The 17852-nt window shown below is 73.3% G+C and carries 17 protein-coding genes, 1 tRNA gene and 1 other RNA gene; 7 read left to right on the top strand and 12 right to left on the bottom strand.

The window, feature by feature from the left end; translation table 11 throughout:
- Positions 1–65: 65 nt before the first annotated feature.
- Positions 66–434: a transfer-messenger RNA gene (gene ssrA, locus ACFVTH_RS00365) on the top strand.
- Positions 435–587: 153 nt separating this feature from the next.
- On the opposite strand, the gene ACFVTH_RS00360 is transcribed toward ssrA, so the two are convergent.
- Positions 588–722 (bottom strand): hypothetical protein, encoded by a 135-nt coding sequence (locus tag ACFVTH_RS00360; protein WP_386940518.1) that lies wholly within the window; start codon positions 720–722, stop codon positions 588–590.
- A gap of 129 nt (positions 723–851) precedes the next feature.
- Here ACFVTH_RS00360 and mgrA point away from each other — a divergent pair, with 129 nt between their 5' ends.
- Entirely contained in the window at positions 852–1904 is a 1053-nt protein-coding gene (gene mgrA / locus ACFVTH_RS00355) for an L-glyceraldehyde 3-phosphate reductase (protein WP_387085433.1), read from the top strand.
- A gap of 33 nt (positions 1905–1937) precedes the next feature.
- On the opposite strand, the gene ACFVTH_RS00350 is transcribed toward mgrA, so the two are convergent.
- The gene (locus tag ACFVTH_RS00350; RefSeq protein ID WP_387085430.1) at positions 1938–2852 is read right to left on the bottom strand and encodes a LysR family transcriptional regulator; all 915 of its coding nucleotides are present in this window, start codon (positions 2850–2852) and stop codon (positions 1938–1940) included.
- A gap of 81 nt (positions 2853–2933) precedes the next feature.
- Between ACFVTH_RS00350 and ACFVTH_RS00345 the strand changes: the two genes are divergently transcribed.
- The gene (locus tag ACFVTH_RS00345; RefSeq protein WP_387085427.1) at positions 2934–3896 is read left to right on the top strand and encodes a DMT family transporter; all 963 of its coding nucleotides are present in this window, start codon (positions 2934–2936) and stop codon (positions 3894–3896) included.
- A 70-nt stretch (positions 3897–3966) separates the two neighbouring features.
- Here ACFVTH_RS00345 and ACFVTH_RS00340 read toward each other — a convergent pair whose 3' ends face one another.
- The 3 genes from ACFVTH_RS00340 to ACFVTH_RS00330 all read right to left on the bottom strand — a co-directional run bounded on the left by ACFVTH_RS00340 (position 3967) and on the right by ACFVTH_RS00330 (position 6393).
- On the bottom strand, positions 3967–4491 hold the full coding sequence (locus ACFVTH_RS00340) for a septum formation family protein (RefSeq protein ID WP_387085425.1): 525 nt from the start codon (positions 4489–4491) through the stop codon (positions 3967–3969).
- A gap of 172 nt (positions 4492–4663) precedes the next feature.
- Complete coding sequence (locus tag ACFVTH_RS00335) at positions 4664–5596, bottom strand: LLM class F420-dependent oxidoreductase (RefSeq protein WP_387088654.1); 933 nt, start codon at positions 5594–5596, stop codon at positions 4664–4666.
- A gap of 5 nt (positions 5597–5601) precedes the next feature.
- Positions 5602–6393 (bottom strand): inositol monophosphatase family protein, encoded by a 792-nt coding sequence (locus ACFVTH_RS00330; protein ID WP_387085422.1) that lies wholly within the window; start codon positions 6391–6393, stop codon positions 5602–5604.
- Between the two features lie 119 nt (positions 6394–6512).
- Between ACFVTH_RS00330 and ACFVTH_RS00325 the strand changes: the two genes are divergently transcribed.
- A tRNA-Lys gene (locus ACFVTH_RS00325) sits at positions 6513–6585 on the top strand.
- A 135-nt stretch (positions 6586–6720) separates the two neighbouring features.
- On the opposite strand, the gene ACFVTH_RS00320 is transcribed toward ACFVTH_RS00325, so the two are convergent.
- The 7 genes from ACFVTH_RS00320 to ACFVTH_RS00290 form a co-directional block, all read right to left on the bottom strand.
- Positions 6721–7314 (bottom strand): energy-coupling factor transporter transmembrane component T family protein, encoded by a 594-nt coding sequence (locus tag ACFVTH_RS00320; protein ID WP_387085418.1) that lies wholly within the window; start codon positions 7312–7314, stop codon positions 6721–6723.
- 10 nt (positions 7315–7324) lie between these two features.
- Positions 7325–8008: an energy-coupling factor ABC transporter ATP-binding protein gene (locus ACFVTH_RS00315; RefSeq protein ID WP_387085415.1), complete on the bottom strand. Its 684-nt coding sequence runs from the start codon at positions 8006–8008 to the stop codon at positions 7325–7327.
- Positions 8005–9159 carry a thiolase family protein gene (locus tag ACFVTH_RS00310; protein WP_387085412.1) on the bottom strand — a complete coding sequence of 385 codons (1155 nt, stop codon included), beginning with the start codon at positions 9157–9159 and terminating at the stop codon, positions 8005–8007. The genes ACFVTH_RS00315 and ACFVTH_RS00310 overlap by 4 nt, the downstream gene beginning before the upstream one ends.
- Positions 9156–10445, bottom strand: a complete 1290-nt coding sequence (locus ACFVTH_RS00305) for a hypothetical protein (protein ID WP_387085410.1) — start codon at positions 10443–10445, stop codon at positions 9156–9158. The genes ACFVTH_RS00310 and ACFVTH_RS00305 overlap by 4 nt, the downstream gene beginning before the upstream one ends.
- Positions 10442–11134, bottom strand: a complete 693-nt coding sequence (locus tag ACFVTH_RS00300; RefSeq protein ID WP_387085407.1) for a biotin transporter BioY — start codon at positions 11132–11134, stop codon at positions 10442–10444. The genes ACFVTH_RS00305 and ACFVTH_RS00300 overlap by 4 nt, the downstream gene beginning before the upstream one ends.
- Before the next feature lie 129 nt (positions 11135–11263).
- On the bottom strand, positions 11264–11734 hold the full coding sequence (locus ACFVTH_RS00295; protein ID WP_387085404.1) for a hypothetical protein: 471 nt from the start codon (positions 11732–11734) through the stop codon (positions 11264–11266).
- A gap of 120 nt (positions 11735–11854) precedes the next feature.
- Positions 11855–12043, bottom strand: a complete 189-nt coding sequence (locus ACFVTH_RS00290) for a hypothetical protein (protein WP_387085401.1) — start codon at positions 12041–12043, stop codon at positions 11855–11857.
- A 98-nt stretch (positions 12044–12141) separates the two neighbouring features.
- Between ACFVTH_RS00290 and ACFVTH_RS00285 the strand changes: the two genes are divergently transcribed.
- The 3 genes from ACFVTH_RS00285 to ACFVTH_RS00275 are packed head-to-tail and all read left to right on the top strand — an operon-like array spanning position 12142 to position 17762.
- Positions 12142–12759: a TetR/AcrR family transcriptional regulator gene (locus ACFVTH_RS00285; RefSeq protein WP_387085398.1), complete on the top strand. Its 618-nt coding sequence runs from the start codon at positions 12142–12144 to the stop codon at positions 12757–12759.
- Between the two features lie 9 nt (positions 12760–12768).
- Positions 12769–15693 (top strand): MMPL family transporter, encoded by a 2925-nt coding sequence (locus ACFVTH_RS00280; protein WP_387085395.1) that lies wholly within the window; start codon positions 12769–12771, stop codon positions 15691–15693.
- Positions 15690–17762 (top strand): YhgE/Pip family protein, encoded by a 2073-nt coding sequence (locus ACFVTH_RS00275; protein WP_387085392.1) that lies wholly within the window; start codon positions 15690–15692, stop codon positions 17760–17762. The genes ACFVTH_RS00280 and ACFVTH_RS00275 overlap by 4 nt, the downstream gene beginning before the upstream one ends.
- The last annotated feature ends 90 nt before the right edge of the window (positions 17763–17852 follow it).

The following is a 17852-nucleotide window of genomic DNA, read 5'->3' as shown; positions in this document are numbered from 1 at the left end:
GTCCGCCCGATCTTGAGAACTCCACAGCGTGCGACAACGGCCCGTCGATCTCTTCGACGCCACATGGGGATGATCGGTTTCGACATCGTCTGCGTACCCACGAGAAGCGGGCCGAGGATGCAGGGTTATCTCGTAAACGATCTCTGCAAAACAATAACTGCCAATAAGAAGCAGTCCGACTTCGCCCTCGCTGCCTAAGCGAGCCCGATAGTCCGTCAGCCCGGGTCTGTTCCCGCCCCGGTCGCTGGCGTCATCTAGGGAACTTGCTGCGCGTCGTCGCCTGAGCGACGTGCGGGACTTCTTCAGGCTGGGCCCGTCGACCTAGGTGCCTGTGGCAAAGGTCGGGGCCGAGCAGAACGCTTTCACAGGCTGCGCCCGGAGAAGGCGTGGAAACTCAGCGATGGACGGGGGTTCAATTCCCCCCATCTCCACCACCCAGGTCGTTGTCGCACGTTGTGGATTCGTCATCCGGTCGCCGGCCGATCGTCGCCGCGTGCGCGCTGGTGCGCGTGCGGGCGCGCTGCGGTTCGGCGTGCCTCGCTGCCGCCCCGCGCCGGGTCTCGCCGTACGTCCTGGGCTGCGGCCGATCAGTCGGTGAAGGCGCCGCCGCAGTAGTCGCAGTCGCCGTCGGGGCAGTACCACGGAGTGGGCCGGAGCTCGTCCATCATCGGATCCTTCTCGATCGCCGCGTCGCACGGGGGTTGCGTCGCGATGGCTGCCAATACTGCCAGCCGCCGCGCGCGTCGCGGAATGGACGGCGCGGTGAATCTTGCGACGCCGGTTGTCCACGGCGTCGAGTCGATCGCGGCCGGTCGCGACGGGGTGTCGTCGCGTCTCGTTAGCATTGGCGCATGCCGTACCTCGCCGACGCCTCCCGCTACGACCGCATGCCCTACCGCCGCACCGGGCGCTCCGGCCTCCAGCTGCCGCTGCTCTCGCTCGGGCTCTGGCAGAACTTCGGCGACGACCGGCCGCTCGACGCGCAGCGCGCGATCGTGCGACGGGCATTCGACCTCGGCATCACGCACTTCGACCTCGCGAACAACTACGGGCCGCCCTATGGCGCGTCCGAGTCGAACTTCGGGCGGCTGCTCGCGAGCGACCTCGCGCCGTACCGCGACGAGATCGTCGTCTCGACGAAGGCCGGGTGGGACATGTGGCCAGGGCCCTACGGCGTGGGTGCCAGCCGCAAGTACCTGCTCTCGAGCCTCGACCAGTCGCTCGCCCGGCTCGGCCTCGAGTACGTCGACATCTTCTACTCGCACCGACCCGACCCCGGCACGCCGCTCGACGAGACCGCCGCTGCGCTCGATCACATCGTGCGTTCGGGCAAGGCGCTCTACGTCGGCATCTCCTCGTACGGCGCCGAGCAGTCGCGCGAGCTCGCACGCCTGCTCGCCGAGCGCGGCACGCCCCTCACCATCCACCAGCCCTCGTACTCGATGCTCAACCGCTGGATCGAGACCGACGGGCTGCTCGACGCCGCCGCCGACGACGGGTTCGGGGTGATCGGCTTCACCGCGCTCGCCCAGGGGCTCCTGACGGGCAAGTACCTCGGCGGCATCCCCGAGGGCTCGCGTGCCGCGAGCGACGGATCGCTCGATCGGGGCATGCTCTCCGAGGCGACGCTCGAACGCCTCCGCGGCCTCGCGGCGATCGCCGAACGGCGAGGCCAGTCGCTCGCGCAGCTCGCCCTCGCGTGGGCCCTGCGCGACGAGCGCGTCACGAGCCTCGTGATCGGCGCCTCGAGCGTCGCGCAGCTCGAGGAGAACGTCGCGGCGCTCGACGGGCTCGACTTCGACGCCGACGAGCTCGCCGAGATCGACCGCTTCGCGGGTGACGCGGGCGTCGACCTCTGGGCCGATGCGCGCGGGGGCGGCCCGCTGCCGACGCTGAAGCCCTGAGCGACGACGTGCCGGGCGGCCGTCAGGCGGCCGTCAGCCGGCCGCGGCGACCGCGCGCAGCCGACCGACGGCGCGCTCGACCGCGGGGTGCGTGCGCATCGAGCGCTTCACGCGAAGCATGATGCGTCGCTGCACCGCGCCGTCGGCGATCGGCCGCATCACGACGCCGAGCGGCAGGTCGATCGCCCCGAGCCGCGGGAGCACCGTGATGCCCACGCCGCGCTCGACGTAGTCGAAGGCGCTCGTGTAGTCGGGCGCCTGCAGGCGGAACTGCGGCGCGAAGCCGAGGCCGGCGCAGGCCGAGACCACGATCTCGCGGCAGGTGCCGTGGCTGTCGTCGTTGTCGATCCACGGCTCGCCGGCGAGCTCGGCCAGATCGACCGCCTCGCGCTCGGCGAGTCGGTGCCCGGCCGGCATGACCACGACGTAGCCCTCGGTGCGGAGCTCTTCGAGGTCGTAGCCGTCGGGTGAGCCGTCGGCGGCCGCGGGGTCGCGGTCGCCGCGCACCGACTCGGCGACGTAGAGCTCGAGGTCGGCGTCGCCCGCGAGCTGGCCGCGTCGCTCGATCATGCTGAGCTCGAGCCGCAGCAGCGGGAACTCGCGCCCGAGCTCGGCCACGATCGGGGGCAGCCAGGCGCGATTGGCCGACATGAACGAGCTGATGCGGAGCGTGCCGCTGCGCCCGGCCCGCAGGTCGTCGAGGGCGCCGTCGAAGTCGGCCAGGTGGTTGAGCACGCGGGCCGCCCGGTCGGCCACGGCCACGCCGGCCGAGGTCGGCACGATGCCGCGGCCGCGCCGTTCGACGAGGGTGAGCCCGGTCTCGCGCTGAAGGGCGCTGACGTGCTGGCTCACCGCAGACGCGGTGTAGCCGAGCCGCTCGGCGGCCCCGTTGATCGAGCCGGTCTGCACGACCGCACGGAAGATCTGAAGCCGGTGTGGGTCGACCATGCCTCGATCGTACAGTGCAGCTGAATCAATGCCAAGGATCGTTCACTTGTGCTGTCGAGTCTCGCGCGGCAGGCTTGGGGGATGCCACGCACCACCCGCGACACCGACGAGCTGCGCTCCGCCCCGATCCACCCCTCACCCGAGCTCCCCGCCGCCGGGGCGACCGCGACCACCGTGCGCTGGAAGGTGCTCACCGCGATGATCGTGGTCCTGGTGCTCTGGGCATCGGCGTTCATCGCGATCCGCTTCGTCGGCGACGCGATCTCGCCCGGTCCGCTCGCACTCGGTCGCCAGCTCGTCGGCGCTGCGGCGCTCGTGGCAGTCGCGCTCATCCGTCGGCCCCCGCTGCCGCGAGGCCGCACGCTCGCGCTCGTCGCCGTCTACGGCGTGCTCTGGTTCGCGGGCTACACGCTCGTGCTGAACCTCGCCGAGCGCCATCTCGACGCGGGCACCGCCGCGATGCTCGTGAACATCGCGCCGCTCCTCGTCGCCGTCGCGGCAGGCGTGTTCCTCAAGGAAGGGTTCCCGCGGTCGCTCGTCGTCGGCCTCCTCGTCGCCTTCGCGGGCGTCGTCATCATCGCGACCGGCGGGGTGGGCGCGCATGCCGACGCGCTCGGGATCGTGCTCGGCGTGCTCGCGGCCGTGCTGTACGCGCTCGGCGTGCTCGTGCAGAAGGTGGCGCTGCGTGAAGCCGACGCGCTCAGCGCGACCTGGGTGGGGTGCGCGATCGGGGCGGCCGTGCTGCTGCCGTTCCTGCCGCAGACGATCGTGGAGGTGGGTGCGGCGCCGGCACCGGCGGTCTGGGCGATGGTCTACCTCGGCATCTTCCCGACGGCGGTCGCGTTCCTGCTCTGGGCGTACGTGCTGAAGCGCAGCCCGGCCGGAGTGACCGCGTCGGCGACCCTCGCGGTGCCGGCGATCGTCGTGCTGCTCAGCTGGATGCTGCTCGGCGAGCTGCCGACCGTGCTCGGCATGGTGGGCGGAGCACTCTGCCTCATCGGCGTCGCCCTGAGCCGCCGTGCGTCGCGGCCGCGCCGCAGCTGATCGGGGCCTCGACGAGACGAGGATGCCGCGTGGTCGATCGGCGATCGGCCACGCGGCATCCTCGATTCGATCAGCGCGCTGCGCTCGCGAGCGTGCCCGTCGTCTGACCCGCCGGGTCGTAGATCATGCACGACACGGTGCGGTCGTCGAGCTGGGTCCAGCCCTCCTCGGTGGGGCGGTAGGCGTAGAACTCGAGCGTGGACGACTCGTAGGCGAGGCCCACGAACGTCTCGAACTGGGCGTAGCAGCCCTCGTCGGCCTGGGTCTGCACCGCCTCGTCACCGGGGTAGTCGGTACCGGTGAGCGTGAAGTCGTAGTAGACCTCTTCGTCGTGCGCCGTGTCGCAGGGCACCACCGGCACCTCGCTCACGGTCTCGGAGCCCGCCTCGTTCATGCAGTCGCCGACGCGGATGGCGAAGACGTCGGCGTCGCCCTCCGCGACGATCTCCTGCGTGGTCTCGTCGCGCTCGGGCTGGGGCGCGGGCGCGCCGAGCACGTCTCGGACGATGCTGCAGCCCGTGAGCGGGACGGCGACGGCGATCGCGGTGACGGCGACGGCGATGCGGGTGAGCGCGCGGCGCGAGGTGGAGTTCACGTGGTGGCCTTTCGGTGTTCGGGTCGATTCGGGTTCGATCCGCAGGCCGGCGCGGCGCTCGGGTGCGCCGCCGGGCATCGGCGATCGCGGGCGGTCGGGCCCGGCATCGCGGTGGGATCGCGGTCAGCCTATCGATCGGCACCGACACGCGCGTCGCGGCTCGCCCGGGTGGTCACAGCGCGGCGCGCAGCGCCGGCACCACCTCTGCGGCGATGAGCTCGAGGTGCTCGAGGTCGCGGAGGTCGACGAGCTGCAGGTACACGCGGTCGGCGCCGAGCTCGTGCAGTCGCAGGAGCTTCTCGACGGCGGCCTCTGGGGAGCCGGCGATGTTCACCTCGGCGAACTCGCCGGGCTCCTCGCCGATCGCAGCGAGCCGTCGCAGGTAGTCGGCCTCGTTCTCGGCGACGACCGTCGGCAGCGCCACCGAGGTGCGCAGCGTCGCCGGGTCGCGGTCGATCGCGTCGCAGGCGCGCCGGACCCCGTCGAAGGCGCTGATGATCTCGTCCTCCGAGCGGAACCCGAGGTTGAACTCCGTCGCGAAGCGCGCGGCGAGCTGCGGGGTGCGCCGAGGCCCGGCTCCGCCGATGATCACCGGCACGCGCTCCTGCACCGGCTTCGGCAGCGCGGGGGCGCCCGTCAGCGTGTAGTGCTCGCCCGCGAAGTCGAACCGCTCGCCGAGCGGAGTCGACCAGAGGCCCGTGATCACCTCGAGCTGCTCCTCGAAGAGGTCGAAGCGCTTCGGCGGGAACGGCAGCCCGTAGGCCGTGTGCTCCTCGGCGAACCAGCCCGTGCCGAGGCCGAACTCGACGCGCCCGCCCGACATCGCATCGATCTGGGCGACCTGGATCGCGAGGAGCGAGGGGTGGCGGAACGTCGCCGACGAGACGAGCGTGCCGAGGCGGATGCGGTCGGTCTCGCGGGCGAGGCCGGCGAGCGTCGTCCACGCGTCGCTCGGCCCCGGCAGGGGATCGCCGTCGCCCATGCGCAGGAAGTGGTCGGAGCGGAACCAACCGTCGAAGCCGAGTCGTTCGGTCGCCCGCGCCTGGGCGAGCTGCTCGTCGTAGCTCGCGCCCTGCTGCGGCTCGGTGAAGATGCAGAGTTCCACCCGCGTCACGCCCGATCGGCGACGGCGTCGAGCACGGCCGAGTGCAGCAGCCCGTTCGTCGCGAGGGCGCTGCCGTGCCACGGGCCGGGCTCGCCCGTGATCGAGGTGAACCGCCCGCCGGCCTCCTCGACGATCGGCACGAGGGCGGCCAGGTCGTACGGCTTCACGTCGAACTCGCCGGTGATGTCGATGAGCCCCTCGGCGAGCAGCATGTACGACCACAGGTCGCCGTACGCGCGGTCGCGCCAGACCTGCTCGGCGAGGCCCAGCAGGCGGTCGAGGTAGCCCGCCTCGCGCCACTGCGCGAGGCTCTGGAAGCTCAGCGAGGCGTCGCCGAGCTCGGCCACGGATGACACGGAGATGCGCCGCGGCTCGGCGCCCGGGGCATCCGTGGTGAAGGAGCCGCCGCCGGCGGCGGCCCACCAGCGCCGGCCCATCGCGGGGGAGGAGGCGACGCCGACGACCGGCACGCCGTCGACCGCGAGCGAGATGAGCGCGCCCCAGACGGGGACGCCGCGCATGAAGTTCGAGGTGCCGTCGATCGGGTCGATGATCCACTGCCGCGAGGCGTCGCCCTCGGTGCCGAACTCCTCGCCGAGCACGCCGTCGTCGGGGCGGGCCTCGGCGAGCCGGTCGCGGATGGCGCGCTCGACGGCGAGGTCGGCCTCGGTCACGAAGGTGCGATCGGGCTTCGTCGACACCGCGAGGTCGGCGGCACGGAACCGGGCGAGCGCGACGGTGTCGGCGAGGTCGGCGAGTTCGAGGGCGAGGGCGAGATCATCGGCGTAGGCGGTCACCGGTTCAGGCTATCTGTGGCGGTCGGCGACACGCCGTGGGAGACTCGATTGGCGCAGCGCTCGAAGGACTGGTAACGTTGTCGCTCGGTTCGGGTTGTGAAAAAACAGCCGAGAATCACGCACCTCTAGCTCAATCGGCAGAGCAACTGACTCTTAATCAGTGGGTTCAGGGTTCAAGTCCCTGGGGGTGCACTGAAAGCCCCGATCCTCTCGCCAGGGTCGGGGCTTTTTTCGTGCGCTCATGCCGTCGGCCTGCGCGGCGCGCGTCGGGCCTCACGGCAACATGGTGCCGCGCGCCTGCCTCATCGCCTTCTCGCGCCCGACGTCTCAGTCGTCGAAGCCGCGGGCGATGAGCGCCTCGCCGAGGTGGTCGGCCGTCTGCAGGGCGCGCACGATCACGGGAACGGCGAGGGCGACGACCGACCCCTCGGCGCCGCGCGCCTTGCGCGCCTCGAGCACCTCGCGCACGATCTCGGCGAGCAGCGGCACGCAGCGGATCGCGAGCGCGAGCGCGAGGCCGACCCGGTCGGCGTCGATCCAGCGGCGGAAGGGCCGCAGCAGCGTCTGCATCGCGTCGAGGGTCTCGGTCACGGGGGTCGTGAGCGTGTAGAGCGCCGCGAGGGCGACGGCGATCACGAGTCGCAGTGACATCGTCGCCGCGGCCTCCCAGCCGGCGAACAGCCACTGCACGGGCACGGCGAACGCGAGCAGCCACAGGATCGGCGCGATCTGGCCCCAGACGGCCCGTGCAGGCAGCCGGGCGGGCAGGAACAGGAGCGCCGTCGCCGCCGCGGCGACGCCGAGCGCGAGGAGCGAGCTCTGCAGGGCGGCGACCGTGACGAACACCGCGAGCAGCCCGAGCTTCACGAGCGCCGGAGTGCGGTGCACGAGCGAGTCGCCGGGGTGGTAGACGCCGATCATCGGAGCACGCTCAGCCGATCAGGGCCCGGTAGGCGGCGAGGGCGGGGCGGGGGGCGTCGTCGGCGACGACGCGACCCGCCTCCATCACGATCACCCGGTCGAAGTCCTCGAGGAGCTCGAGCTGGTGGCTCACGACGACGAGCCGCTGCTCGAGCGCGGCGAAGTGCTCGGCGACGAACCGTGCGTTGCGCGCGTCGAGGAGCGTCGTCGGCTCGTCGGCGACCACGATGGCGGGGGCGGCGACGAGCACCGAGGCGAGCGCGAGCAGTTGCTTCTGCCCGCCCGAGAGGCGGTGCGCCGGCCGATCGGCGAGCCCCGTCAGCCCGAAGCGCTCGAGGGTCGCCTCGACGCGCGCCGCGACATCCTCGGCGGGCAGTCGGTGTCGTCGCAGCGTGAAGGCGACGTCCTCGCGGACGGTGGGCATCACGATCTGGTTGTCGGCGTTCGTGAACACGAAGCCGACCCGGCGGCGCACTTCGCGGCCGCGACGGGCGACGTCGAGCCCGTCGACCTCGACCCGGCCCGACTTCGGGGTGACGAGCCCGTTGATCATTCGGGCGAGGGTCGACTTGCCCGATCCGTTCGCGCCGACGATGCCGACCCGGTGCTCGGCGAGGGTCAGCGAGACGTCGTCGACGATCGGCTCGGCGCCGAAGTCGTGCGAGACGCGGTCGAACTCGATGCGGTGGTTCATGCTGCGCGCTCCACGATCATGGCGATGCCCTGGCCGCCGCCGATCGAACAGGCGGCGAGGCCCGGCCGATCGTCGTCGGCATCGAGCATTCGCGCGGCGAGGCGCACCACCAGCACGGCGCCGGATGCCCCCCACGGATGTCCGAGGGCGATGGCGCCGCCGTCGGTGTTGACGACCGCTTCGTCGAGGCCGAGCGCGTCGCTCACGGCGAGCACCTGGGCCGCGAAGGCCTCGGTGATCTCGACGAAGCCGAGGTCGCGGGCGGTGAGACCTGCGCGGTCGAGCGCCGCAGCGGCCGCAGGGGCGGCGCCGAGCCCGGGCAGCGCCGGGTCGCCGGCCGCGACGGCGGCGGCGCGCACCCGCAGTGCGGGAAGCCCGAGCTCGCGGGCGAGCTCGGGCAGCGTCACGGCCATCGCCGCGGCGCCGTCGGAGAACCCGCACGAGTTGCCTGCGGTGACCGTGCCCGTGCCGCCGCCGGCGGCCGACTCGCCGTGCTCCGTCGCGAACGCCGGAGCGAAGCGGCCGAGCAGGGCCGCGGTCATCGCCCGCGGGCGGTCGTCGCGCGCGACGCCGTCGACGGCCACGAGCTCGTCGTCGAAGCGGCCCGCCTGCTGCGCGTCGAGGGCGAGCCGGTGCGAGCGCTCCGCCCAGGCGTCCTGGCGGTCCCGCGTGATGCCGCGCACGGCCGCGAGGTGCTCGGCCGCGGGGCCCATGTCGGGGTCGGCGAAGCCGGTCGGCGTGAACGGGGCGCGGGTGTACCGCTCGCCGGTCTCGGGCCAGAGGCGGTGCGGTGCGGTCGATGCCGACTCCGCGCCGCCCGCGAGGACGAGGCGGGCGTCGCCGGCGCGCACGCGCGACGCCGCCTGCATCACCGCGTCGAGACCCGAGCCGCACTGGCGGTCGACGGTCACCCCCGGCACCGACGTGCCGAGCCCGGCACCGAGCGCCGCCACCCGGGCGAGGTCGCCGCCGGGGCCCATGCAGTTGCCGAGCACGACGTCGTCGATCTCGAGGCCGGCCGGGGCGACGTGCGCGGCCACCTCGGCGAGCACGGGCGCGGCGAGCGCGTCGACGGGGTGCGCCGCGAAGCCGCGGCCGGCGGTGCCGATCGGGGTGCGCCGGGCGGCGACGATCACGGGGGCGGCGGTCATGCGGTCTCGCCTTCGAGGGGCGCCACGGGGACGGGAGCCGGGGATGCGGAGCGTGCGGAGTGCGGGGCGGCGACGGGGACGCCGAGCGCGCGCGCCTCGAGCGCCGCGCGCACCGCGCCCCGGGCGACCTTGCCAGAGTCGGTGCGCGGCACGGCGCGGAAGTACCACCGGCGGGGCAGCGCGGCGGGATCGAGGCCGATGCGGGCCGCCTCGATCACGGATCGCTGCGCCGCGTCGGGGCCGGGCGCACCGTCGGACGCGAAGCCGGAGAGCTCGACGACGGCCACGACGCGCTCGCCGAGGAGTTCGTGCGGCTCGCCGACGACCGCCGCGGCGGCCACGCCGGGCAGTGCCGTGAGCACGGCCTCCACGTGCTCGGCGAGCACGGTCGCGCCCGCCGTCGTGATGGCGGCGTCACCGCGGCCGAGCACGTGCATCCGGCCGTCGGGTGCGGTCTCGGCGAGGTCGCCGACCGTCGCGAACCCGGCGGCGTCCCGACGCAGCATCCCGTCGCCGATCGCCGCGAGCGCGAGGTAGGGCGACCGCACCCAGAGCTCACGCCCGCCGGCAGCGTCGCGCAGCTCGAGCTCGGCGCCCGGGAACGGCTCGAGGCCGTCGCCGCGACCGACGGCGACGAACGAGAGCTCGGCGGCGCCGTAGTACTCGACCAGGCGCAGCCGGGCCCGGGCTGCGTTGCGCAGGGAGTCGCTCATCGCGGCGCCGGCGACGACGGCGGTGCGTACGTCGAGCCCGTCGTCGAGGAGCCGGAAGAGCTTCGTCGGCGTCGCGTGCACGACGCTCGCGCCGCGCAGCCCGTCGCCCGCCGATGCGCCCGCCCAGAGGGCGTGCAGCGTCGCGTAGAGGTGCATCGAGACGTGCAGGGGGCCGGTGACCGCCACGTGGTCGGATGCCCCGATGCCGGCGATCTCGGCGAGCGGCGCCGCGGACGCGAGCCACGACGCCTCGGTGCGGGCGACCACCGTGGGGGCGCCGCCCGAGGAGCCCGAGGTGCGCAGTGCGAGCGCCGTGCCCTCGGGCAGGCGTCCGTCGAGACCGGCCGCCTCCCCGGGCCCGCCGCCGACGAGCACCGGCCGGCCGCGCTCGAGCGCGGCCAGCACGGTCGTGACGAGCTCGACGGGCGGCATGCCGGCGGGGCATCCGATGACGCCCTCACCCGGCGGGAGCTCGGCTGCGGCGACCGCCGCGGCGAGCTCGCCCACGCGCACGACGTCGCCGCCGAACGCGAGGGCGGGCGCGCCGGGCGATCCCCGCAGCCACTCGCTCATGCGGCGTCGGCCGCCGTCGTCGTGCCGGGGGTGCCGGCGCCGCGGCGGGCCCACGGCCAGGTGCGGGGCTCGATGAGCCCGGGCCAGGCGCGGTGCACGCTCTTCGCGACGAGCACCGTGACGACCACCTTCAGGATGTCGCCGGGCAGGAACGCGGTCGCGCCGAGGAGCGCGACGCCGATCGGGGTGCCCGTGATCGCGGCGAACACGGGGACGCCGATGAGGTAGATCGCGACGATGCCGCCGAGCGCCGTCCAGAGCAGGGCGGGCACGACGCGGTAGCGGGGGAGCAGGCGCGCGGTCGCCCAGCCGATCACGGCGACGCCGAGGAGCCAGCCCGCCAGGTAGCCGACCGAGGGGCCGACGAAGACCCCGAGGCCGCCGCGGCCGCCCGACAGGAGCGGGAGTCCGGCGGCGACGAGGACGAGGAGGAGGGCCACCGAGAGGAACCCCTTGCGAGCCCCGAGGATCGCCCCGGCGAGCATGACGCCGAGGGTCTGGAAGGTGATCGGCACGGCGGCGCCGCCGAGGTAGAGCGCGCCGGGCAGGCCGAGCGCGGCGATGAGGCCGGTGAACACGGCGATCTGGGCGAGATCGCGCGCGGTGCCGCGGCGCTTCGGCGCAGGCGCGGTGACGGATGCCTCGTCGGCGATCTCGGAGGACGGGGTGCTGCTCGGTGCGTTGCTCATCGGTTCCCCTCGGGTGGCGTGGCGGGCGAACAGCCCGTGATTTCACGCTAGGAGGGCGGGGGAGTGCCGCGTCGGCTCAGCCGTACAAGATTGCACGGCCGATTTTGGAACGGCCCCGAGTCGACCGGCTCAGGCGGCGGCGCGCGTCTCGAGCTCGGTCATCGGCCCGATCATGCGCACGGCGGCGAGCTCGGATGCCTCGGCGTCGGCGACCGGGGCGGCGTCGGCCGCCTCCTCGGCGACCGGGTCGGCCCAGACGATGAGCGGTGCGGGCTCCCAGCCGAGGGCCATCGACTCTTCGCCCGCGGGAACGACGACGGCGACCGAGTCGCGCTCGTCGAGGATCGCGCGGGTGAGCTCTGCCGCGATCTGGTGCGTCAGCATCGCGTGGAAGATGCGGTCGGTGTCGCCGTCGGAGCGGCGGACGAGCGACCAGCCGCCGCCCTGACCGATGAACTCGGAGAGTCGTGCGTTCAGGAGTTCGAAGATGTGCTCACCGCGCAGGTCCGCCGCGGTCGGGCGCGGCGGAGTCGTGGCAGGAGCGGCAGCGTGTGCGGAGGCCTGGGCGGCAAGCCGTGCGCGGCGCCAGCGGCGGAACATCGGTGGCCCCTCTCGGTCGTGGTGCAGCGGGTACTGCGTCGTCTCGGGTCGTTCGTCCCAGTTTCGGGCACGGCGGCGCGGATTCCGAATGACACGCCGCGCTCGCGCGGCGCGGGCCTGCTATTCGCCGAGTCCGGGGCGCTTCGTCTCCTCGGCGACCGTGCCGATGGCGATCGCGAGGCTCGCGGCCCACGACACCCACATCAGCAGCAGTCGCCAGTCGCGCGGTCCGTCGGCCGTGGCCTTCGCCACGCCGATGCCGCTGATGACGGCGCTGATCACGGCTCCGCTGAAGAGGTACTTGCGCATGTCGGCCACGCTACCGTGCGGTGAACGCGGGCTGGGAGTCATCCGTGAATCTGACCGATCGTGCAGGATCTGACCGATCGGTCAATTACCGTCGGAACATGCCCACCGATGCGACCCTCCCTTCGCGCGCCCGCGCCAGCGACGAACTCCTGCGCGCCGCGCTCGAGCAGTTCGCGACCGTCGGCTTCGCCGGCACCTCGCTCCAGCAGATCGCCGACCACGCCGGCTACTCGAAGTCGAGCGTGCTCTACCACTACGCCTCGAAGGAGGCGCTGCTCGAGGCGGCGATCAGCCCGGCGATCGAACGCCTCGAGGTGCTCGTGGGCGAGTTCGCCGAGGGGCGCCGGTCCGACGCGGCGCGCGGCGTCTTCATCGGGCGCTTCGTCGACCTCCTGCTCGGCGAGCGTCTCGCCGTACACCTCTTCGTCAGCCAGGGGTACTCGCTCGGCGACATCCCGATCGTCGAACGCGGCAACGCCGCCATCCGCGTGCTCGCCGACGCCATCTGCAGCGGCGCGACCCTGATCGAGCAGATGCGCTTCGGCGTCGCGCTCGCGGGCGCCACGTACGCGCTCGTCGCCGGTGCCACGTTCTTCGACGCGGAAGACCCCCTGAACGAGAACCTGAACGCCCACACCGACGACGAGGTGCGCGACGCCCTCGTCGCGGTCGTCTCCGAACTCCTGCTCCCGGCCGACGGCCGCCAGACCCGATAGGCCCCGCCCATGGCTCTCCTCCTGCACCGCATCGGCCGCTTCGCATACCGGCGCGCCTGGCTCGTCATCGTCACCTGGGTGCTCGCGCTCGGGGCCCTGCTCGGCGCCGGCCTCGGCCTCGGCGGCCAGCTGCAAGACTCCTTCGCCATCCCCGGCACCGAGTCGCAGACCGCGATCGACCAGCTCGCCGCGGTGTTCCCGCAGACCGCCGGCGCCTCGGCGAAGGCCGTCGTCGAAGCCCCGGAGGGCGGCACCGTCGAGTCGGCCGACGCCCGCGCCGCCATCGAGGACATGGAGGCCGAGCTCGAGGACGTCGACGGCGTCGCGAGCGTGCTCGGCCCGTTCGACGAGTACGCGGGCGACCAGATCTCGGGCGACGAGCGCACCGCGTACATCCAGATCACCTTCGACGGGCAGGTCACCGACGTGACGCCCGAGATGCTCGACGCCGTCACCGCGACGGGCGCGATCGGCAAGGACGCCGGCCTCGAGGTCGCCTTCGGCGGCGACGTGTTCCAGGAGACGAGCTTCGGCCTCACGATCACCGAGGTGTTCGGCGTGCTCTTCGCCGCCGTCGTGCTCATCATCACCTTCGGGTCGCTGCTCTCGGCCGGGATGCCGCTGCTCACCGCGCTCGTCGGCGTCGGCGCCGCCTCGGGCGGCATCCTCATCGTCGCGTCCTTCGCGACCGTGTCGTCGACCGCGCCGATGCTCGCCGTCATGATCGGCCTCGCCGTCGGCATCGACTACGCCCTCTTCATCCTGTCGCGGCACCGCAACCAGCTCGCGCGCGGCCAGGACCCCGAGGACAGCGCGGCGGAGGCCGTGGCGACCGCGGGCGGCGCCGTCGTGTTCGCCGGTCTCACCGTCATCATCGCCCTGCTCGGCCTCCTCGTCGTCGGCATCCCGTTCCTCAGCGTCATGGGCGTCGGCGCCGCCTTCGCGGTGCTCATCGCCGTCATCGGCGCGGTCACCCTGCTGCCCGCCCTCCTCGGCGTCTTCGGCAAGCGGCTCGCGCCGAAGCCGGGCAGCCGCGCGCACCGCCGGGCGAACGCCGCCGACGACGGCGGCAAGCCCACCATGGGCCGGCGCTGGGTCGACCTCGTGCTGAAGGCCCCCGTCGTCTTCGTGGTGCTCGTCGTGGGCCTCCTCGGCGCCGCCGCGATCCCCGCAGCGAGCCTCGACCTCAACCTGCCGAACAATGCGGGCACGCCGGGCTCCACCCAGCGCGAGGCGTACGAGATGATCGAGAGCGGCTTCGGCCCCGGCTACAACGGCCCGCTCATCGTCACCGTCGACATCACCCAGACCACCGACATCTTCGACGACCTCGACGCCATCGGCGCGCAGCTCGGCGAGCTCGACGACGTCGCCTACGTCGGCGAGGGCCTGCCGAACGAGACCGTCGACACCGCGATCATCCAGGTCGTGCCCGAGAGCGCCCCCGACACCCCCGAGACGAAGGCCCTCGTCGAGGAGATCCGCGAACTCGCCCCCTCCATCGAGGAGGAGTTCGGCACCGCGATCGCGGTGACCGGGTACACCGCCGTCGCGATCGACATCTCGAACCGGCTCGCCGACGCGCTCATCCCGTTCGCCCTCATCGTCGTCGGCCTCTCCATCGTGCTGCTGCTCATGGTGTTCCGCTCGGTCTTCGTGCCCATCAAGGCGGCCCTCGGCTTCCTGCTCTCGGCGTTCGGCGCGATCGGCGTCACCGTGGCGATCTTCCAGTGGGGATGGTTCGCCGAGCTCCTGCACGTCGAGCCCGGCCCGATCCTGAGCTTCCTGCCGATCCTGCTGATGGCGGTCCTCTTCGGCCTCGCCATGGACTACGAGGTGTTCCTCGTCTCCGGCATGCGGGAGGAGTACGTGAAGACGAAGGAACCGCGCACCTCGATCGTGCACGGCTTCCAGCACGCCGCGCGCGTCGTCACCGCCGCCGCGCTCATCATGTTCTTCGTGTTCTTCGCCTTCGTGCCCGAAGGTTCGGGGGTGATCAAGGGCATCGCCTTCGCGCTCGCGATCGGCGTCGCCTTCGACGCCTTCCTCGTGCGCATGACGCTCGTGCCGGCCGCGATGGCCCTCGCGGGCAAGGCCGCATGGTGGCTTCCGGCGTGGCTCGCGAAGCGACTGCCCGACGTCGACATCGAGGGGGAGGGCCTGCGCACCCACCTCGAGCAGGAGGAGTGGGCCGCCGCCCGCCCCGCCGCGATCAACGTCGACGACGCCGTGTTCGGCCTCGCCGAGCGCCCCATCGGCCCGCTCTCGGTCGAGGTGCCGGCGGGCGGCGTGCTCGTCGTGCGCGGCGAGGCCGTCGAACGACGGGTCGTCGCGGCCACCCTCGCCGGCCGGCTCGCGCCCGTCTCGGGTCGCGTCGCCGTCGAGGGCACCCCCCTGCCGACCGGGCAGGGACGCGTCATGCGCCATGTCGCGATGGCCGAGGTCGCCGCGAACGCCCCGACGGGCACGACGGTCGGCGAGCTCATCACCGCCCGACTCGACGCGACCCGGCCCTGGTACCGCCTCGGCGTCTCGGCCACGCAGGTGCGCGACTGGACGGAGCGCGCGGCCCGCGCGCTCGCCACGGGAGCACCGGCGAACCCTGCGGCGCCCGGCGCACCCGCGCGCGCCGCTGCGCCACGCTTCGACGTCGACACCCCGCTCGCCTCGCTCGGCGCGGAGGCGCGCACGGTCGTGGCCGTCGCCGCCGCGCTCGCCGAACGGCCGAGGCTCGTCGTGCTCGACCTCGACGACGACCCGAGCGGCGCGAGCGCCGAGCTCTGGTCGGCTCTCGCCGCGATCGTGCCCGTGTCGGTGACCCTGATCGTCGGCCTCGGCTCCTCGGCGTCGACGCCCGATGCGTCCCCCGAGCTCGCCGCCCGTGGCATCCGCACCCTCGAACCCGTCTCTCGCAGCCTGGAGGCACACCGATGAGCACCCGACTCTCCCGCCTGTTCGGCTCGACGCCGGCGCAGCGCCGCACCCGCCTCGGGGTGCTCGTCGCCGCCGTGATCGCCGTGCCGCTCGCCGTCGCCGGCCTCGTGTCGGGCGCCCTCGGCGGCGCGACCGACAACCTCGAGCAGATCCCCGCGGTCGTCGTGAACAACGACGAGATGGTCACGATGACGCTGCCCGACGGCACCGAGCAACCCGTGCTGGCCGGCCGGCAGCTCGTCACCGAGCTGACCGGACCCGACACCGCGGGCTTCGCCTGGACGATCTCGAACGACGAGGAGGCCGCCGACCTCCTCGCCTCGGGCGACGCCTACGCCGTGCTCACGATCCCGTCCGACTTCTCGGAGTCGGTCACCTCCATCTCGGGCCAGTCGCCGACGCAGGCGAACCTCGACATCCGCACCGACGACGCCCACGGCTACCTCGCCGGCTCGGTCGCGCAGTCGGTCGGCGACGCGATGTCGACCGCGTTCGGCCGCGAGCTCACGGCCCAGTACCTCGAGGGCTTCTACGCGAACCTCGCCGAGATGGGCGGGTCGCTCGGCGACGCCGCCGACGGCGCGACCCAGCTCTCGAGCGGCATCGGCACGCTGTCGGGCGGGCTCGGCAAGCTCTCCGACGGCGTCGGGCAGGCGGCCTCGGGCGCATCGGATGCCGCGACCGGCGCCTCGGCCTACGCCGACGGCGTCGCCCAGTACACCGACGGCGTCGACGGCATCGCGAGCGGGCTCGGCTCGTACTCGGCCGGCGTCAACCAGTACACGACGGGCGTCGACGGGATCGCGAGCGGGCTCGCCGGGCTCAACTCGGGCGCGCAGTCGCTCGACGAGCTCGCGACCGGGGTCACTGGCTACGTCGGGGGAGTGAACGACGTGATCGGGCAGATCGAGGGGGGCATCGTGCCGCTGATCGAGCAGCTCGAGGCGCTCGCCGAGACGAACCCCGAGCTGAAGCCGACCATCGACGAGGCGATCACCCGGCTGGAGGAGGCCCAGGGGCAGCTCACGGGCTTCCAGCAGCAGGGCACCGCGCTCGAGCAGGGCAACCGCGCCGCCGTCGACGGGGTGCTCGGCGGGCTCGCGAAGCTCTCCTCAGGCGCGCAGCTGCTCTCCGCGGGCTCCGCCGGACTCCGCGACGGCGCCGCGGGCCTCGCCTCGGGTGCGCAGCAGCTCTCGGCCGGCTCCTCGGGACTCAGCGACGGTGCGACCGGACTCGCCTCGGGCATCGGCGAGCTCGCCGGCGGCCTCGGCGAGCTGCAGGCCGGCGCCGACGGTGCGGCCTCGGGCGCCACGCAGCTCGCGAGCGGCGCCGACGACCTCGCGGCCGGCCTCACCGAGGGTGCGGAGGCCGCGCAGCAGCTCGGCGACATCGACGCCGAGCAGACGGCCGACGTCGTCGCCGAGCCCGTCACGGTGGAGGCGACCCGCGACCACGAGATCAGCTCGACCGGCGAGGTCATCGGCATGCTCTTCGTGCCCGTCGGGCTCTGGCTCGGCGCGATGGCGATGTTCCTCGTCTTCCGGCCCTTCGGGCGCGAGGCGCTGCGGAGCACCGCCTCGACGGGCGGTCTCGTCTGGCGCGCACTTGCGCGCGCCGGCCTGCTGGCCCTGGCGCAGGCCGTCGCGGTCGTGCTGCTGCTGCACGGCGCGATGGGCGTGGCGTGGAGCCTGCTGCCTCAGACGCTCGCATTCGCCGCCCTGCTCGCGCTCGTCTTCACGGCGCTGCACGCGTTCCTCACCGTGTGGCTCGGGCGCGCGGGGCTGCTGGTCTCGCTCGTGCTCGTGGCGCTGCAGCTCACCGCGGCCGGCGGGCTCGTGCCGATCGAGGTGCTCGCCGGGCCGTACCAGGCGATCAGCCCGTTCCTGCCGCTCACCTGGGCCGTGCAGGGCATGCAGTCGATCATCGCCGGGGCCGGCGCCGGCGCCATCGCCGGAGCCGCAGGAGTGCTCGTGCTCTTCGGGCTGCTGGGGATCGCGGGCACCGCGTTCGTCGTGGGCCGGCGCCGAGGCATCCGCTCGATCGGATTCGCCGCGACCGCGCTCGGGTGATCCCCGGGTCGGCCCACTCCTGACGACCGTGCGCGTCGGGACCACGTCGGGTGGTCTCGACGCGCGCGGTCGCGCTCGAACGACGGGACG

The sequence above is a fragment of the Agromyces sp. NPDC058104 genome, assembly GCF_042884835.1.
GTDB lineage: Bacteria > Actinomycetota > Actinomycetes > Actinomycetales > Microbacteriaceae > Agromyces.
This window is presented reverse-complemented; position numbering and strand designations above follow the sequence as displayed.

Excerpts from the sequence above, each read along its gene's own strand:
- mgrA (WP_387085433.1), top strand. The coding sequence starts at position 852 with ATGCCGTACCTCGCCGACGCCTCCCGCTACGACCGCATGCCCTACCGC.
- ACFVTH_RS00350 (WP_387085430.1), bottom strand. The coding sequence starts at position 2,852 with ATGGTCGACCCACACCGGCTTCAGATCTTCCGTGCGGTCGTGCAGACC.
- ACFVTH_RS00345 (WP_387085427.1), top strand. The coding sequence starts at position 2,934 with ATGCCACGCACCACCCGCGACACCGACGAGCTGCGCTCCGCCCCGATC.
- ACFVTH_RS00320 (WP_387085418.1), bottom strand. The coding sequence starts at position 7,314 with ATGATCGGCGTCTACCACCCCGGCGACTCGCTCGTGCACCGCACTCCG.
- ACFVTH_RS00315 (WP_387085415.1), bottom strand. The coding sequence starts at position 8,008 with ATGAACCACCGCATCGAGTTCGACCGCGTCTCGCACGACTTCGGCGCC.
- ACFVTH_RS00310 (WP_387085412.1), bottom strand. The coding sequence starts at position 9,159 with ATGACCGCCGCCCCCGTGATCGTCGCCGCCCGGCGCACCCCGATCGGC.
- ACFVTH_RS00305 (WP_387085410.1), bottom strand. The coding sequence starts at position 10,445 with ATGAGCGAGTGGCTGCGGGGATCGCCCGGCGCGCCCGCCCTCGCGTTC.
- ACFVTH_RS00300 (WP_387085407.1), bottom strand. The coding sequence starts at position 11,134 with ATGAGCAACGCACCGAGCAGCACCCCGTCCTCCGAGATCGCCGACGAG.
- ACFVTH_RS00295 (WP_387085404.1), bottom strand. The coding sequence starts at position 11,734 with ATGTTCCGCCGCTGGCGCCGCGCACGGCTTGCCGCCCAGGCCTCCGCA.
- ACFVTH_RS00290 (WP_387085401.1), bottom strand. The coding sequence starts at position 12,043 with ATGCGCAAGTACCTCTTCAGCGGAGCCGTGATCAGCGCCGTCATCAGC.
- ACFVTH_RS00285 (WP_387085398.1), top strand. The coding sequence starts at position 12,142 with ATGCCCACCGATGCGACCCTCCCTTCGCGCGCCCGCGCCAGCGACGAA.
- ACFVTH_RS00280 (WP_387085395.1), top strand. The coding sequence starts at position 12,769 with ATGGCTCTCCTCCTGCACCGCATCGGCCGCTTCGCATACCGGCGCGCC.
- ACFVTH_RS00275 (WP_387085392.1), top strand. The coding sequence starts at position 15,690 with ATGAGCACCCGACTCTCCCGCCTGTTCGGCTCGACGCCGGCGCAGCGC.